This window comes from Streptomyces sp. TLI_053, from assembly GCF_900105395.1.
Classification (GTDB): Bacteria; Actinomycetota; Actinomycetes; order Streptomycetales; family Streptomycetaceae; genus Kitasatospora.
The window spans coordinates 6,658,274-6,674,524 of the sequence record NZ_LT629775.1; the positions used below are offsets into that span (position 1 = coordinate 6,658,274).

A 16,251-nucleotide genomic window follows, 5' to 3' on the forward strand; every position below is an offset into this window, starting at 1 on the left:
GTCAGCCTCCCTGGACGGCGGTGAGGATCTCGATCCGGTCACCCGCGGACAGTGCGGTGAGCGGCCACCGGGTGCGCGGCACCACGGTCTCGTTGAGGGCGGCGGCGACCCCGGAGTGGGCCTCGCTGAGGGTGGCGACCACCTCGGCCAGGGTGGTCGAGGCGGGGACCTCGCGCTGCTCGCCGTTGACGCTCAGCCGGACGTTCGGGGTGGTGTCGCTGGTGCGGGGGCTCATGCCGGGACCTTCGTGAATCGGTGGGGGGAGAACGGGCGGGCGAGTTCCGGCAGGTCGCCGGTGGCCAGGTACTCGGCGAGGAGGTCGCCGGTGACGGGCGTCAGCAGCACGCCGTTGCGGTAGTGGCCGGTGGCGGCGACCAGGCCGGGCAGGGCGGTCGGGCCGAGCAGCGGCGCGTTGTCCGGCGAGCCGGGCCGCAGTCCGGCGCCGGTCTCGACCAGCGGCAGCTCGGTGATGCCGGGCACCAGCTCGTGCGCGTCGCGCAGCAGCTCGTAGACGCCGCCGGCGGTGACCGTGGTGTCGTGGCCCTGCTCCTCGGTGGTCGCGCCGATCACCAGCTCTCCGTCGGCGCGCGGCACCAGGTAGATGTGGCCGCCGCGCACGACGGCGCGGACGTTGCGGGACAGGAACGGCCGGTAGGCCGCCGGTACCCGCAGCCGCAGCACCTGGCCCTTGACCGGGCGGATCGCGGGCAGCACGCCGGGGGGCAGTCCGGCCAGCAGGTGGCTGCGCGAGCCGGCCGCGAGCACGGTCCGCCCGGCGGTGAGGGCCGTGCCGTCGGTGAGCCGGACGCCGGTCGCCCGGTCGCCCTCGACCAGCAGCCCGGCGGCCTCGGCGCGGCGCAGCACCACGCCGGCCCGCTCGCAGGCCCGGACCAGGGCGGCGGCCAGCCGGCGGCCGTCCACCTGGTGGTCGTCCGTGACGTGCAGTCCGCCGCGCACGCCGGGGGCGAGCATCGGCTCCAGCCGGCGGGCCTCGCGGCCGGTGAGCCACTGCGAGTCCAGGCCGAGCCGCCGGTGGAAGGCGTGCAGTTCGCGCAGTTCCTCGCGGTCGTCGGAGTCCAGCGCGACGGCGAGGGTGCCGCACTGCCGGTAGCCGGTGTCCAGGCCGCCGCTCGCCTCGGTGAGTTCGGCGGCGAAGGCCGCCCAGCGCTCGTTGGAGGCCATGCCGAGGCGGAGCAGGGGCTCCTCGCCGTACTGGAGTTCGGTGACCGGGGCGAGCATGCCGGCCGCGACCCGGGCGGCGCCGCCGCCGGGGGCCGGGTCGAGCACGGTGACCCCGAGGCCCCGCCGGGCCGCCTGCCAGGCGACCACGAGCCCGATGATCCCGCCGCCGACCACCAGCACCTCGGCGCGGTCGCCCGATGCCAAGCGTGTCAAAGTCGCTGCTCTCCCTTCGCCGGTATGACCCGGATCAGGTTCGGACGGTCGCGGGCCGTGCCAGCCCGCCTCTCAGCCCGGTCCGCCGGGCTCCCGTGATGGTGCCCCCACCTTAACTCCGGGGGGGTCGGGGGGCTGAAGGTGCCCGTGACGGGCCCGGACCGGGAGGCGGTCCTGGGTCGGAGGGCCTACGACCGGGCTCAGTACAGTGACGGACGTGGCTGAGCTGAGCGGTACGGGACGGACGGATCGGGTGGTCGTGGTCGGCGCGGGCCTGGCCGGGGCGCAGTGCGCCGCGGTGCTGCGGCGGGACGGCTGGCAGGGCTGGATCACCCTGGTCGGCGAGGAGCCGCACGCTCCCTACGACCGGCCGCCGCTCTCCAAGGACGTCCTGCTCGGAAAGACCGACAGCACCGCCCTCGACCTCGACTTCGGGCAGCTCGAGGTCGAACTCCTCACCGGCCGCCGCGCCACCGGACTCACCCCCGACGGCGGACCCGGCACCGCCGGCACCCTGCACACCGACGCCGGGGACGTCCGGTACGACGCGCTGCTGATCGCCACCGGCTCCGAACCGCGGGTCCTGCCCGGAGCCGAGCGGGCCCACCTGCTGCACACCCTGGACGACGCGCTGGCGCTGCGCGCCCTGCTCCGTCCCGGCCTGCGCCTGGTGCTGGTCGGGGCGGGCTGGATCGGTGCCGAGGTGGCCACCGCCGCCCGGGCGGCGGGCTGCGAGGTGACCGTGGTCGAGGCCGGGCCGGCGCCCGTCCCCGGCGCCCTGCCCACCGAGGTCGGCCGGGCGATGGCCGGCTGGTACGCCGAGGCCGGGACGGTGCTGCGCTGCGGCACCGGCGTGGCCGCCGTCGAACCGGGCGCGGTACTGCTCGCCGACGGTTCTCGGCTGCCCGCGGACGAGGTCGTGGTCGGCATCGGCGCCCGCCCGGCCACCGGCTGGCTGGCCGGCACCGGCGTCGCGCTGGACGCGGCCGGCGCCGTCCTGGTGGACGAGCGGCTGCGCACCACCGTGCCCGGCGTGCTCGCGGCCGGCGACTGCGTCGGCTACCCCTCGGCGCGCTCCGGCACCCGGCTGACCGTCCAGCACTGGGACCACGCGCTGCAGTCCGGCGAGGCCGCCGCCGCCACCCTGCTCGGTACGGACGCGCCGCCGTACGACCCGGTGCAGTACTTCTGGTCGGAGCAGTTCGGACGGATGGTGCAGTACGCCGGGCGGCACGGCGCGGACGACGAACTGCTGTGGCGCGGCTCGCCGGACGACGCCGGTTGGACGGTGCTGTGGCTGCGCGACGGCGTGCTGCGGGCGCTGCTCGCGGTGGACCGGCCGCGCGACCTGACCCAGGGCCGCCGGCTGGTCGAGCGCGGCGCCGTCCTGGACCCGGCCCGGGCGGCCGACCCGGCCGTTCCGCTGAAGTCGGCCGTCGCCGGGTAGCCGCCGGGGAGGCCGATTGGTGCGCGGGGGGCCGCGGAGGTGGCAGTCTGGTGGGGTGAGTGAGATCGAAGCCAAGATTGAATCCCTGGTCCCCGCGTGGCTCTACCTGCCCGACATCTCCGAGCGGTGGGGCCTGGTGATCACCGAGGTCCGCAGCATGGTCAAGAAGGGTGACCTGATCGCCGTCCGCCGCGGCCCCAACAAGTCGCTGCAGGTCCCGGCGGCGTTCATCGACGAGACCGGCCCGGTCAAGCACCTGATCGGCACGCTGACGGTGCTGCGCGACAGCGGCTTCAGCGACGACGAGATCCTGGTGTGGATGTTCACCGAGGACCCCTCGCTGCCCGGCACCCCGATGCAGGCGCTCTGCGAGAACCGGGCCACCGAGGTCAAGCGGCGGGCCCAGGCGATGGCGTGGTGACCGACCGGCGCGGCCGGCTCGCCGACGCCCGGCTGTACCTCTGCACCGACGCCCGGCGCGAGCAGGGCGACCTGGCCGGGTTCCTGGACGCCGCGCTGGCCGGCGGCGTGGACATCGTCCAGCTCCGGGACAAGGGCCTGGAGGCCAAGCAGGAGCTGGCCGCGCTCGAGGTCTTCGAGGACGCCTGCCGCCGGCACGGCAAGCTGCTCGCGGTCAACGACCGGGCCGATGTCGCCCACGCGGCCGGTCCCGACGTGCTGCACCTCGGGCAGGACGACCTGCCGGTGCCCGCCGCCCGCGCGATCCTCGGCGAGGACGTGCTGATCGGACGCTCCTGCCACGCCGAGTCCGAGGTGGACGCGGCGGCCGTCGAGCCCGGCGTCGACTACTTCTGCACCGGTCCGGTCTGGCCGACCCCGACCAAGCCGGGCCGCTTCGCGCCGGGCCTCGGTCTGGTCGAGTACGCGGCGAAGCTGTCCACCGGGCGGCCGTGGTTCGCCATCGGCGGGATCGACCTCGGCAACCTGGACGAGGTGCTGGCCGCCGGGGCCCGTCGGGTGGTGGTCGTGCGGGCCATCACCGCGGCCGAGGACCCGGGCGCGGCGGCCGCCGAGTTCGCCCGGCGGCTGCGCGCCGTCTGATCCCGGGCTCCCGCCCCGAGGTCCCGAGGCCTTTCGGGGCCGCCGCCGTCCGGCTCAGTACTTGCGGACGGTGGCGGCCTCGGCCAGCGCCAGCAGGGCCGTCCGGGCCTGCCCGTCCGCCAGCGGGGCCGCCTCCAGCGCCGCCAGCGACTGGCCCATCAGCTCGTCGATCCGCCGCTCCACCCGCTCCGGTGCCCCGCTGCGGGCCACCAGCTCGCGCAGCCCGGCGACCTCGGCGGGGGTCAGGTCGGGTGCGCCCAGCCGCTCGTCCAGCCGGCGCGCCTCGTCGGCCGGCAGCCCCCGCATGGCGTGCGCGACCAGCAGCGTCCGCTTGCCCTCGCGCAGGTCGTCGCCGGTCGGCTTGCCGGTGACCGCCGGGTCGCCGAACACACCGAGCAGGTCGTCCCGCAGCTGGAACGCCTCGCCCAGCGGCAGGCCGAACGCCCCGTAGGCCTCCACCAGCCGGGGCTCGGCGCCCGCGAGCATCGCGCCGACCTGGAGCGGCCGCTCGATCGTGTACTTGGCCGACTTGTAGTGCAGGACGGTCTGCGCCCGTTCCAGCGCGCCGCCGTCGGCGGAGTCCCCGGCGACCGGCTCCAGCACGTCCAGGTACTGGCCGACCATGACCTCGGTGCGCATCAGGTCGAACATCGGCTTGGCGGCCAGCACCGCCTCCGGCTCCAGGCCGGAGTTCAGGAACAGCTCGTCGCACCAGATCAGCAGCAGGTCACCGAGCAGCACCGCGGCCGAGGCACCGTACTGCTCGCGGTCGCCGCGCCACCCCCGGGCGCGGTGCAGCGCCTCGAAGCGGCGGTGCACGGAGGGCAGGCCGCGCCGGGTGTCGCTGCGGTCCATGAGGTCGTCGTGGACCAGCGCGCTGGCCTGAAGCAGCTCCAGCGCCGCCGCCGCCCGGGTGATTCCCTCGCCCCGCGCCGGGCCGCCCGCACCGCGCCAGCCCCAGTAGCAGAAGGCCGGGCGGAGCCGCTTCCCGCCGTCCAGCAGGAAGTCGCGCAGCGCGTCGGTGACCGGGTCCAGCTGCGGGGAGACCTTGCTGAGCAGGGCCGACTGGCCGTCCATCAAGCCGACGAGGGCGGCGTTGACGCGCTCGCGCACGTCCTCCATGTCAATGGGGTTGGCCGGCCGCGGGCTGGACGAGGTCACGATGGGGCTCCGGAGGTAGCGGTGGTGCAGCAAGGGTATCCGGGGCGGAGGAGAACAGCCGTACGGGCCGGTTTCGGCCGGACGGGTGAAACGCTGTTCACGGGGGTGCCGGATCCGCCACCGGTGCCGTCGGCCCGGGGTCCGCCCCTTGTCCGTCCGATGTCTCAAAACATGGGACGGAGTTGTCCGCGCCCTTCGGCCGACGGCTAACCTGCCACCATGGCACTCGGTATCGCTTCGACCAGACCGGACCGCGCACAGACCGTCCGCGACCTGCTGGCGGCCGGAAAGCGGTCCTTCTCCTTCGAGTTCATGCCGCCGCGCACCGAGGTGGGCGAGCAGAAGCTCTGGGACGCCATCCGGCGGCTCGAACCGCTCGACCCCAACTTCGTCTGCATGACGTACGGCGCCGGTGGCTCCTCGCGGGAGCGCACGGTGAACATGGTCGGCCGGATCGCCACCGAGACCACGCTCACCCCGGTCGCCCACCTGACCGCCGTCGACCACTCGGTCGCGGAACTGCGCAACATCATCGGCCAGTACGCCGACCAGGGCGTCCGCAACGTCCTCGCGGTGCGCGGCGACCCGCCCGGCGACCCGATGGGCGAGTGGGTCAGCCACCCGGAGGGCGTCACCTACGCGTACGAGCTGGTCGAGCTGATCAAGGGCATCGGCGACTTCTGCGTCGGCGTGGCGGCCTCGCCCAACATGCACCCGCGGTCGACCGACTGGGACGAGGACATCCGGCACTTCGTGGCGAAGATCCGCTCCGGTGCCGACTACGCCATCACCCAGATGTTCTTCGAGGTCGACGACTACCTGCGGCTGCGCGACCGGGTGACGGCCGCCGGCTGCGAGACACCGATCATCCCGGAGATCATGCCGGTCACCAACGCCCGGCAGCTGGAGCGGTTCCCCCAGCTGAGCGGCTCGCCCTTCCCGGCCGAGCTGGAGGCCGGGCTGCGCGCCGTCATCGACGACCCGGCGGCGCTGCGCGAGGTCGGGATGGAGCACGCCACCGCGATGTCCGAGCGGCTGCTCGCCGAGGGCGCCCCCGGCCTGCACTTCATCACCCTGAACCACTCCACCGCGACCCTCGAGATCTACCAGAACCTCGGTCTGCACCAGCGCTGAGCTGCGCGCTTCCCACCCCTCGGGGCACCGCCGCGGGCACCCTTCCCGGTAGCCCCGACGGGTGGGAACGCGATGCGGTACCCGGGCCGTTGAACGGGTACAGTCGCCGCACACGCGCGGCGGGCGCGGGCACGCGACTGGAGGTAGCGGGCGGGATGGGGATCGGGTACCTGCTGCTGTACGCCGCGCTGGCGGTGGTGGCGCTCTGGCTGGTCGCCGAGCTGCTGTTCCAGAACCGGGCCCCGCTGCACTGGCGCGGTCTCGCCCTGGTCGGCTTCCTGGCGGTGGCCGGCGGCATGGCGATGGGCTCGGTCCCGGTGATCGGCGGCGGCGCCGCGATGTTCGCGGTGGGCCAGACCTTCGTGACCCTCTCGGTGAAGCGCGGGTACGCGGCCGGCTGGTCGCTGCGCCGCGCGGACGGGAGCCTGCCCGGACCGCTCGCCAAGGTGCCGCTGCTCGGCGCGCTCACCGGCGGCGGCGCGGTCGCCGCCGCGGCCGTGGTCGCGGCGGAGCGGGTCGGTGAGGTCGGAGCCGTCGAGGAGGCCCGGCCGGCCGCGGACAGCGCGCCCCGGCCGCCGGAGGAGGCGCCGGTCGAGCAGACCGCCGCCTTCGAGATGCAGGAGCTGGCCACCGACGGGGTGTACGCCGCCAGCTACTACGAGCAGCAGCAGACCGAGGTGCTCCACGCGGTCGGGAACACCCAGGCGGTGCCCCAGCAGTCCCACCAGGACGCCTACGCGGAGGCCTACCAGGGCGGCTACGACCCGGCGCAGCAGCTCCAGCAGCAGGCCGGCCAGTACGGCTACGACCAGCAGCAACAGCAGCAGTGGCAGGCCCAGCAGCAGCCGGTCTTCGGCTACGACCAGGGCTACGGCGGCTACCAGCAGCAGGACCCGTACGGCGGTTACCAGCAGCAGCCGGACCCCTACGTGGCCTACCAGCAGCAGCCCCAGCCGCACGAGCAGCAGCACGACCCGCTGAACGACCCTCAGCAGGCCGGCCAGTACGGCTACGACCAGCAGCAACAGCAGCAGTGGCAGGCCCAGCAGCAGCCCGACCAGCAGCACACCACCGGGATCCCGCAGCAGCCGCAGTACGACCAGTACGGCTACCAGCAGCAGCCCACCTGGCAGCAGCACCAGGGTTGAGCCCGCGGTCCCGACGGGAGCTGCTCGGGGGCCTGCTCGGTCGGTGCGTGACGGTCGCTGCGCGACGGTCGGCGGGGCTCAGGCCGGGCCGATGAGGTTGGCCACGATGCAGGCGGACATGCCGACCCGGGCCAGTCCGCCGCCGGGGTGGGCGGCGCCGCCGGTCAGGTAGAGGCCCGGGTGGTCCTCGTTCGGGGCCTGGAGGAGGCCGCCGCCGAGGCCCGCCAGCGCCGGGGGAGGGACGGAGCCGAAGAAGGAGCCGGTCTCCCGCTCGGTGTGCTCGGGTGTGCGGACCACCCGCCAGAGCATCCGCTCGCGCAGGCCCAGGCCGGCCGCGTCGACCTGGTCGAGCATCCGGTCGGCGAAGGCCTCCGGGACGCCGGGGACGCCCCAGTCGAGGTCGAGCGAGGGCGTGGTCGCGGTCAGCACCACCGCCTCGTGGCCCGCCGGGTGCAGCGAGGGGTCGTCGGGCCGCAGCACCTGGACGGTCGGCCGGTAGTCCGGCGGCACCCCCGGGCCGAACACCCCCGCCAGCTCGGCGGCCGGGTCGGCGGCGTGCACCACCGTGCGGTGCGCGGTGCCCTCCGGGCGTTCGCCGCGCAGCGCCAGCAGCACGCTGACCCGGCCGGGGACGCCGTGCAGCCGCTCGGCCGAGGCGGGCCAGTCGTCCGAGCTCTCGGCCGGGCCCATCCACTGGGTGTGCAGCACCCGGGCGTCGATCGAGGAGACCACCAGGTCGGCGTCGATCCGGTCGCCCTTGGTCTGCACACCGGTCACCCGGCCGTCCTCGACGACCACTCGGGCGACCGGCGTCCCGAACCGGAACTCCACCTTGCGCTGTTCGCAGCGGCGGAAGAAGGCGTCGGCCAGCGCGCGCAGGCCGCCCTCGACGTACCAGACGCCGAAGGACTGCTCCATGTACGGCAGCACGGTGGTCCCGGCCGGGGCGGTGCGCGGGTCGAGACCGAACCGCAGCGCGTGTTCGTGCAGCAGGGCGGTCAGCCCGGGGTGGCCGCCGAGCTCGGTCGCGGCGACGTCGGCGAGGGTCCAGTCGCGCCGGCCGCGCCGACGGCCGAACAGACCGCGCCGGACCGGGGCCGCGTCCGGCACCGGGTACGGGTCGGCGTACAGCGGCCTCGGGTCGGCCGGCAGCGGCTCCTCCAGCAGCGGGCGGCGGGTGGCCTCCCAGACCGTGCGGCCGTGGTTGAGCACGGTGGCCCAGCGCTGCCCGGCTCCGGGGCCGAAGGCCTCGTCCAGTGCCTGGACCACCCCGCCCCGGGAGGCGTTGGGGAGGGACACTGCCGTGCCGTCGGGGAAGAGGTGCCGGCTCTCCGGATCGACCGGGCGCAGCCGCACCAGTTCCTCCAGCGGCTCCCGTCCGGTCTTCAGCGCGAGGTCGCGGTAGACGGCGGGGAGGGTGAGCAGACCGGGGCCGGTGTCGAAGGCGAAGCCGTCCCGCTCGTAGCGGCCGACCATGCCGCCGTAGGTGTCGCGCGCCTCGCAGACCGTCACCTTGTGCCCGAGGGTCGCCAGCCGCGAGGCCGCCGCGAGTCCGCTCATTCCTGCGCCGATGATGACGATCCGTGCCATGCCTCGATCCTAGATCCGGTACGGAGCCTCCTCCGCCACCGGTCGGCCGGCGGCCGCACGGGCGGCGCGGCGTTCGCGGCGGCGGGCGCGGAAGGCGCGGATCCGGTTGATCGCGAACCACACCAGCAGGATGCCGACCAGCAGCAGTACGGCGGAGATCGAGGCGGCCAGCCAGGGGTGGAAGATCGCCAGGGTGACCAGGCCGGCCACCGAGATGTCCTCGGCCAGGGAGACCACGATGTTGCTGGCCGGCTCGGGCGAGGTGTTCACCGCCATCCGCAGCGAGGCCTTCACCAGATGGCTGACCAGCGCCGTCGTGCCGCCCATCGCGCCCGCCGCGACCTCGCCCAGCGAGCCCGGGTCGGTGGTGGCGGCGGCGATCAGGGCGCCGACGGTGGCGCCGGCGATCGGGCGGACCACGGTGTGGACGGCGTCCCAGACGGTGTCCACGTACGGGATCTTGTCGGCCACCGCCTCCAGCAGGAAGAGCACGGCGGCGGCGATCAGCACGTCGGTGCGCTCCAGGGCCGGCGGCACCGAGTCGGCCCCGCCGAACCGGCCGAGCAGGCCGAGCAGCAGGACCACCGCGTACGCGTTGATCCCGCTCGCCAGTCCGCTGGTGAAGATCAGCGGGACGATCGTCATCGGCTCCCCGTCCGTTTCCTGCTCGCGATCCGGTCCGGTGTTCGATCCGGCCCTCGCCGTACCGTACCGGGACGCCGCCGCCGGGGCCCGCGGTTCCCGTCCCCGGGCGTCTGAGTACGGATACTCAGACGCCCGATTGAGTACCTGCACGGATGCCCCGCGACCTGCGAGGACGTCACAGTGGTGGCACCGGGACGGCGGCGCGTCGGGCGCCTGCGGCCCGAGGGGCGGACGATCGGCGTCCGGCGGTCACGGGGGACCGGCGGAAGCGTGTCGAGGGGTGTCCGCCCCGGAGCCGGTCGGAGACCGCGCACCGCCGGCACGGGGCGGCGGAGCGGGTCAGGGGGGACCGGCATCTCCGGGGGACCGGGAGCTCCGGAGCGCCGTCCGTGGGGGACGGCGCTTCGGCCACCGGGCGGGCGGCGGACCGTCGCCGGGCGGCCCACCGGTGGGCGGGACCGCCACCGGGCCGGATTGTCAGTGGTGCCGTTCACGATGGAGGAGCACGGACCACCCGGTCCGCGCGCTGCCTCGGAACGGGGGAGACCATGACCATCAGTCACCCTGAGCACGTCACCGCCCGCCTCCACTCCGCCGCCTACCGACCGGGGGCCGCGCCGCGCCCCTCCGCCCACCGTCCGTCCGCCGACACCGGGGCCGACCCGGTGCTGCGCCGCCTCGCCGCCCCGCCGGCCGCACTCGACCTGCTGGCCGAGGCCCATCGCACCCTCGACCGTGCCCGCTCCCTGCCGGACCCGCTGGAGCGGTACGCCGCCGCGCACCTCGCGGCGCTGCGCACGGTGGCGGCGGTGCTCGCCGTGCGTGGCCGCCCGGAGAAGAGCGAACGCCGCCGACGGGCGATCCGCAGCGCCTGGGAGGTGCTGCCCGAGGTGGCGCCCGAGCTCGCCGAGTGGGCGCCGTACTTCGCCGCGGGCGCGCGCCGCAGGGCGGCCGCCGAGGCGGGCATCAGGGGCGCGGCCTCGGCCCGTGACGCCGACGACCTGATCCGCAACTCCGCCCTGTTCCTCCGGCTGGTCGAGCGCCTGCTCGGCCTGCGGGCCGCCCCGCCCGCCCCGCGGCTGCCGCTGGACGGCACGGGCGGAGGCGGCGGAGGCGGGGAGAACGGCGCGGACGCCGGCACCCGGGAGGCCGGTTGACCGGGACGGGACCGATCGGGGCGGGGCGGGGGACGGGGGAGGGGGAGCGGTCGGTCTAAGGTTGGGGACAACCCGATCGACCCTGCACGTGCCAAGGAGCCTCGCCTTGTACCCGACGCGTCCCCGCAGCGCCCTGCGTACCGCCGTGGTGTGGGAGGTGGTGCGGGCCGCCCTGGAGAAGCGGGTGGCCGAGCTGGACCAGCCGGTGCTCGACGTGGTCGACACCGGTGGCGGCACCGGCAACTTCGCCGTGCCGGTGGCCCGGCTGGGCCACCGCGTCACCGTGGTCGACCCGAGCCCGGACGCGCTGTTCGCCCTGGAGCGCAGGGCCGCCGAGGCCGGCGTGACCGATCTGGTCCGCGCCGTCCAGGGCGACACCCAGACGCTTCCCGAGCTGGTCCCGCCGGGCACCGTCGACGCGGTGCTCTGCCACGGTGTGCTGGAGGTCGTGGACGACCCGGCGGAGGCGCTCGGCAGTCTGGCCGCGACCCTGCGCCGGGGCGGCTTCGTCAGCCTGCTGGCCGCCAACCGCAACGGCGCGGTGCTCGCCCGGGCACTGGGCGGCCACTTCGACGACGCCCGCGCGGTGCTGGGCGCCGCCGACGGCCGCTGGGGCGAGCAGGACCCGATGCCGCGCCGCTTCACCGGCGAGGAGCTCGACCGGCTGGCGGTCGGGGCCGGCCTGCGGGTCGAGTCGGTGCACGGCGTCCGGGTCTTCGCCGACCTCGTCCCGGGTGTGCTGGTGGACACCGAGCCCGGCGCGATGGAGGCGCTGCTCAAGCTGGAGGAGGCCGCCGCCGGGCAGCCGGCCTTCCACGCCGTGGCGACCCAGCTCCACCTGCTGGCCACCCTGGGCTGACCGGGCGGACCACCGCCGTTCGCCCACGGAACTCCCACTGTTCGCCGACGGACCGACGGTGCGTCCCCCGCTCGTTTCCCCGCCTTCTCCTCGGGATCTCCCCAGGTCCGGACCGATTCCATCGGATCGGGCACTAGTCCGGCCCCCGCCGCGTTGAGCGTGGTGCGGCGAGGAGCCGCCGAAGTGGCCGGGTCCACGCGTGGTCGACCACTCCGTCGCGAGCCCGTGGACCGTATGATCTGGGTAAAGCCGGAAAGCATGACCGCCGGATGCTCGGGGCATATGGACGACACGGGCCCGGGCCCCCGCACAGGCGTCCGACCGCGTGTTCTGAAGGCTGATTGGACTTGCCACCCCGACCGGGGCGGCGGACCGGTCGCACCCGCGACCGACGAGTAGGAGGACTCCGTGCCGCTCTCGGAGCACGAGCAGCGACTGCTCGACCAGATGGAGCGAGCGCTGTACGCCGAAGATCCCAAATTCGCTACGGCGCTCGAGGGAACCGGTCTGCGCACCTACACCCGTCGACGGGTCTATCTCGCCGTCGGCGGCTTCGTGGTCGGTATCGGCCTGCTGATGGGCGGCATGGTCGTACCCAATCAGATCTGGGTCAGTGTGGTCGGCTTCCTGGTGATGCTCGGGTGCGCCGTCTTCGCCGTGACCGGCTGGCGCCGCGGTCCCGCCGGGCAGGCCCAGCACCCCGGTCCGGCCGCCGTGCCGCGCCGCAAGGCCGGGATGATGGACCGGGTCGAGCAGCGCTGGCAGCGTCGGCGTGACGAGCAGACCGGTGGCGGATTCTGAGACCTGAGGTCCGTACCGCCGCCGGTACGGACGCACCGAGGGCGGGCAGTCGACCGACTGCCCGCCCTCGGTGCGTCCGGGCCCCGGTTCAGGACCCGGTGCCGCCGCTCCCGCCCCGGCCGGGGCGGCGGGCGGTCAGCCGGCGGACCGGCCCGGTGACCGCGCCGACCGCCCGGGCGATCCGGCCCCCGACCGCCAGCCGGGCCGTCAGCAGGGCTTCCGAGATCCGCCACCGCAACTGCGCGGAGGAGGCCGGCAGCAGCAGGGCCCGGATCCGGCCGCGCCGGCCGGCGTGCGCCCGCAGGCCGTTCCTGGCGGTCCTGACGTCGGCCGCGAGCGGTTCCCCGACCTCGGCGGAGCGGGCGTAGAGCACCCGTTCGGTGGCCACCGCCACCCGGCCGGCGGCCGCCGTCGCGTCTTCGTCCAGCTCGCCGGCCTCGGCGATCCGGCGGGCGGCGGCGCGCGGGGTGCGCGACTCGTCCGGCGGGATGCCGAGGTCCCAGGCGGAGTCGATCAGTTCGTCCCAGGCGGCCAGCACCTGCGCGTCGGTGAGCGGGACCGGTCCCGGCCCGCCGGGGCGCCGCCGCCCGCCGCCGCCCAGCCGGCGCCGGCGCAGCCGGGCCCGCCAGACCATTGGGGTGAGCAGCAGGAACAGCACCAGCGCGACCGCGGCCAGCGCGGTCAGGACCTTCCCGGAGAGCAGCCAGGACTCCTCGCCGGCGCCTCCGGCGCTCTGCTGCCGGTCGCCGCAGTCACCGGTCCGGCGCAGCTTCGCGTCGCAGTCCGGGTTGGCGGACGGCAGCTGGACCGGCGCGCTGGCCTGCGGCTCGACGGTCGGCTGGGTGGTCGGCTGGGTGGCCGGGGCGGAGACCGGGTCCGAGTAGTCGGGCTGGACGCCGCGGGTCGGCGTGGGCTCGAAGCGCAGCCAGCCGTAGCCCTCGAAGTAGAGCTCGGGCCAGGCGTGGTACATCGCGTCGGTCACCGCGTAGACGTTGTTGCCCTTGGTGTTGCCGGGGGTGAAGCCGAGCGCGACCCGGGCCGGGACGCCCAGGATGCGGGCCATCACGGCCATGGTGGAGGCGAAGTGGACGCAGAAGCCGCGGCGGCGCTCCAGGAAGTCCTTCATCGCGTCGCTGCCGCTGTCGGTCCTGGTGGTGGCGTCGTAGGCGAACTCGGGGCCGGTGAACCAGTCGCGCAGGGCGACGGCCTTGTCGTACCCGGTCTTCGCCTTCCCGGTGACCCGCAGGGCGGTGTCCCGCACCACCGGCGGCAGGTCGCGCGGTACCACGAGGTACTGGTCGCGGATCCGCTCGGGCGGCGCCGGCACGGTGCGCAGGACGGTTGCGGTCGGCCGGACGTCCAGTGCGGTCACCGTGTAGTTGAGGCCCTTGATCGCCTTCTCCCTGGCGGGCAGGAGGCTGGAGGTGACCGGGTCGAGCTGCCAGGCGGAGTTGTCACGGAGGGTGACGCCGACCGGCGGGTAGGGCATCGGCAGCCAGGCGTCGTCCAGCTGGGGCCCGATCCGGACCTCGGCCTTCAGCTGCTCGGCCAGGTCGATGCTGCCCAGCCCCTCGGGGGCGGGGAAGGTGCCGGTGAACGGCACCGTGGCGGCCGCGCCGCGCTTCCAGCTGACGCCGTCGAAGACGTCCAGCGAACCGGTGCGCAGATAGGTGGAGTCGGCGGCCGGGCTCTCGGACTTGTAGCTGAACAGTTCGACGTTGCGCGGCTTGGGGATCGCGCCGGTCAGGGTGATCAGCGGGTCCAGGCTGCTGACCGCGCCGCCGGTGCTGGTGCCGGTGCCGGTGCCGCTGTGCACCAGGCCGGAGTCCCAGCGCGGCAGGAACACGGGCAGCAGCAGGGCGAGCGCCAGCGCCAGGACGCCGACCTGCTGGCCGCTCCGGCCCAGGGTGCCGCTCCCTTCGCCGTCCCGCTCGGAGCCCCGGAAGATCCGGCCCCAGCGGGAGACCCGGTCCTGGCCCTCGGCGAAGAGCAGCACCAGGTAGCCGGCGGCGGCGGTGGCGAACCAGAGCCAGTTGCCGTCGTCCCCGGCCAGGCCGTTGCCGATCGAGTAGAGCGCGAGCAGCGGCAGCCCGGCCAGGGCCGAGCGCCGGTAGGTGACCGCGACGGTGTCCACCACGACGGCGATCAGACCGACCGAGGCGACCAGGATGAGCCGCAGCCCGGGGCTGGGCGGAGCGGGGATGGCGTAGTCACGGACGTCGTGGAACCCCTGGGAGAGGATCCGGCCGAGCAGCCGGACCGACTCGGGGCCGGGCACCAGGCCGCCGAAGACCGCGGCCGAGGAGGCGAAGCCGATCAGCAGCAGCAGGGCGAGCGCCAGCAGCTGGCCGGCCGGGACGGTCCACCGGTAGAACGGCGTGCGCCGCAGCCCGGCGCCGACCGCCGCGACGACCACGACCACCAGGAAGGCGTGGGCGATCCAGCCCTTGGTGGTCAGCAGCGGGGTGAGGCAGAGCGCGGCCAGGGCGGTGGCCAGCGCCGAGTAAACGGTCAGTTTGGCCCGGGTGGTCACGCGCCGGCCTCTTCTCGGTAGGGGGCGGACGACTCGGGCCGGTCGGCGGCGCGCCAGAGGTCGGGGAGGGAGTCGCCGGCGCGGACGGTCAGTACCGTCCAGCCGGCCTCGCGCAGCCGGCGGGCCCGGTCGCGGAACTCCTCGCCGCCGGTGTCGGGGGAGAGCAGGCGCAGGCCCGCCCAGGTGCCGGTGTCGAGCAGGAGGACGACGGCGCCGCCGGTACGGCCGCGCAGCCGGGCGAGCCGGGCGGTCTGCTCCTCGTCCAGTTCGCCGAGGACGGCCACCACCAGACCCTCGCCGCCGGCCCGCAGCGGCTCCTCGGCGCGGGAGAGCCCGGCGCCGTCGGAGAGGTCGACCACGGCGAGCGCGTCCAGGATCACCCCGGAGGTGTCGGCGGCGGTGTGGCCGTTGTCGGCCTGGACGCCGGGGACGGCGTGGCCGGTGTCGGTGAGCAGGCGGGTCTGGTAGCCGCGCTCCAGCAGGTGGACGCAGACCGAGGCGGCGCAGGCGACGGCCCACTCGAAGGAGGAGGCCGGGCCGCTGCCGCGGTGGCCGGTCTCGCGGGTGTCCAGCAGCACGGTGGCGCGGGCCCGGTGGGGCTGCTCCTCGCGCCGGACCATCAGCTCGCCGTAGCGGGCGGTGGACTTCCAGTGCACCCGGCGCAGGTCGTCGCCGGCCCGGTACTCGCGCAGGATGACGTCGTCGTCGCCGGCCAGCGCGAGCGAGCGGCTGTGGCTCTCGCCCTGCCCGGCGAACTCGCCGGTGAGCCGCACGTGCGGCAGCGGCAGCACCTGGGGGACGACGGTGAGCACGTCGGAGGCGGCGAAGGAACGGTTCAGCTCGCACATCCCGAACGGGTCGGAGAGCCGCAGCTGGAGCGGGCCGAGCGGGTAGCGGCCGCGCAGGTCGGAGCGGACCCGGTAGGAGACCTCGCGGTGGCCGCGCGGTTCGACCCGGTCCAGCACGAACCGGGGCCGGGGCCCGAGCACGTACGGGACCTTGTCCTCCAGCAGCAGCAGGCCGGTGGGCACCCGGGAGACGTTGTCCACCCGCAGGTGCACCCGGGCCTCCTGGCCGGCCACCGAGCGGTGCGGGCTGAGCCGGCGGCCGCTGGCGACCCGGTAGCGGGTGTTGGCCAGCAGCAGCGCGGCGGCCAGCGGCAGCGCGGCGAGCAGCACCCCGACGCGCAGCAGCGCGTCCTGGCCGAGGAGGTACGAGCAGACCACCGCGGTCAGTCCGGCGGCGAGGAAGGAGCGGCCCCGGGTGGTGAGGCCGCGCAGGCCGGCGCGCAGGCCCGACGGTTCGCCGGACGGGCCCAC

Annotated in this window: 15 protein-coding genes and 1 riboswitch; of the genes, 8 read left to right on the plus strand and 7 right to left on the minus strand. The window is 75.2% G+C overall.

Annotation, left to right across the window (positions count from 1 at the left end):
* Position 1: 1 nt before the first annotated feature.
* Positions 2-235, minus strand: coding sequence for a sulfur carrier protein ThiS (gene thiS / locus BLU95_RS27635; protein WP_093862349.1), 234 nt, complete (start codon positions 233-235; stop codon positions 2-4).
* Complete coding sequence (gene thiO, locus BLU95_RS27640) at positions 232-1,395, minus strand: glycine oxidase ThiO (RefSeq protein ID WP_093862350.1); 1,164 nt, start codon at positions 1,393-1,395, stop codon at positions 232-234. The genes thiS and thiO overlap by 4 nt, the downstream gene beginning before the upstream one ends.
* Positions 1,390-1,502: riboswitch (TPP riboswitch) on the minus strand. (Overlaps the previous gene by 6 nt.)
* 110 nt (positions 1,503-1,612) lie before the next feature.
* On the opposite strand from thiO, the gene BLU95_RS27645 reads away from it, so the two are divergent.
* The 3 genes from BLU95_RS27645 to thiE are packed head-to-tail and all read left to right on the plus strand — an operon-like array spanning position 1,613 to position 3,904.
* Positions 1,613-2,842 (plus strand): NAD(P)/FAD-dependent oxidoreductase, encoded by a 1,230-nt coding sequence (locus tag BLU95_RS27645; protein WP_400742009.1) that lies wholly within the window; start codon positions 1,613-1,615, stop codon positions 2,840-2,842.
* Between the two features lie 55 nt (positions 2,843-2,897).
* Entirely contained in the window at positions 2,898-3,263 is a 366-nt protein-coding gene (locus tag BLU95_RS27650) for an Rv2175c family DNA-binding protein (RefSeq protein ID WP_093862352.1), read from the plus strand.
* Positions 3,260-3,904, plus strand: a complete 645-nt coding sequence (gene thiE / locus BLU95_RS27655) for a thiamine phosphate synthase (protein WP_231977815.1) — start codon at positions 3,260-3,262, stop codon at positions 3,902-3,904. Before BLU95_RS27650 ends, thiE begins: the two co-directional genes overlap by 4 nt.
* Before the next feature lie 54 nt (positions 3,905-3,958).
* On the opposite strand, the gene BLU95_RS27660 is transcribed toward thiE, so the two are convergent.
* The gene (locus BLU95_RS27660) at positions 3,959-5,065 is read right to left on the minus strand and encodes a polyprenyl synthetase family protein (protein WP_231977816.1); all 1,107 of its coding nucleotides are present in this window, start codon (positions 5,063-5,065) and stop codon (positions 3,959-3,961) included.
* Positions 5,066-5,284: 219 nt separating this feature from the next.
* On the opposite strand from BLU95_RS27660, the gene metF reads away from it, so the two are divergent.
* On the plus strand, positions 5,285-6,199 hold the full coding sequence (gene metF, locus BLU95_RS27665) for a methylenetetrahydrofolate reductase [NAD(P)H] (protein WP_093862354.1): 915 nt from the start codon (positions 5,285-5,287) through the stop codon (positions 6,197-6,199).
* 155 nt (positions 6,200-6,354) lie between these two features.
* Positions 6,355-7,347: a hypothetical protein gene (locus tag BLU95_RS27670; RefSeq protein ID WP_093862355.1), complete on the plus strand. Its 993-nt coding sequence runs from the start codon at positions 6,355-6,357 to the stop codon at positions 7,345-7,347.
* A 78-nt stretch (positions 7,348-7,425) separates the two neighbouring features.
* On the opposite strand, the gene BLU95_RS27675 is transcribed toward BLU95_RS27670, so the two are convergent.
* Together BLU95_RS27675 and BLU95_RS27680 are read right to left on the minus strand one after the other, a co-directional pair.
* The gene (locus tag BLU95_RS27675; protein ID WP_093862356.1) at positions 7,426-8,937 is read right to left on the minus strand and encodes a phytoene desaturase family protein; all 1,512 of its coding nucleotides are present in this window, start codon (positions 8,935-8,937) and stop codon (positions 7,426-7,428) included.
* Between the two features lie 9 nt (positions 8,938-8,946).
* Positions 8,947-9,582 (minus strand): DUF4126 domain-containing protein, encoded by a 636-nt coding sequence (locus BLU95_RS27680; protein WP_093862357.1) that lies wholly within the window; start codon positions 9,580-9,582, stop codon positions 8,947-8,949.
* A gap of 548 nt (positions 9,583-10,130) precedes the next feature.
* Between BLU95_RS27680 and BLU95_RS27685 the strand changes: the two genes are divergently transcribed.
* From BLU95_RS27685 to BLU95_RS27695, 3 genes are all read left to right on the plus strand, one after another.
* The gene (locus BLU95_RS27685; RefSeq protein ID WP_159425009.1) at positions 10,131-10,739 is read left to right on the plus strand and encodes an SAV_6107 family HEPN domain-containing protein; all 609 of its coding nucleotides are present in this window, start codon (positions 10,131-10,133) and stop codon (positions 10,737-10,739) included.
* A 106-nt stretch (positions 10,740-10,845) separates the two neighbouring features.
* The gene (locus BLU95_RS27690) at positions 10,846-11,598 is read left to right on the plus strand and encodes a methyltransferase domain-containing protein (RefSeq protein WP_093862358.1); all 753 of its coding nucleotides are present in this window, start codon (positions 10,846-10,848) and stop codon (positions 11,596-11,598) included.
* A 408-nt stretch (positions 11,599-12,006) separates the two neighbouring features.
* Entirely contained in the window at positions 12,007-12,399 is a 393-nt protein-coding gene (locus tag BLU95_RS27695) for an SCO2097 family morphological protein (RefSeq protein ID WP_045938200.1), read from the plus strand.
* Positions 12,400-12,487: 88 nt separating this feature from the next.
* On the opposite strand, the gene BLU95_RS27700 is transcribed toward BLU95_RS27695, so the two are convergent.
* Together BLU95_RS27700 and BLU95_RS27705 are read right to left on the minus strand one after the other, a co-directional pair.
* Positions 12,488-14,932, minus strand: coding sequence for a transglutaminase TgpA family protein (locus BLU95_RS27700; RefSeq protein WP_093862359.1), 2,445 nt, complete (start codon positions 14,930-14,932; stop codon positions 12,488-12,490).
* Positions 14,929-16,251, minus strand: a complete 1,323-nt coding sequence (locus tag BLU95_RS27705; RefSeq protein ID WP_231977817.1) for a DUF58 domain-containing protein — start codon at positions 16,249-16,251, stop codon at positions 14,929-14,931. The genes BLU95_RS27700 and BLU95_RS27705 overlap by 4 nt, the downstream gene beginning before the upstream one ends.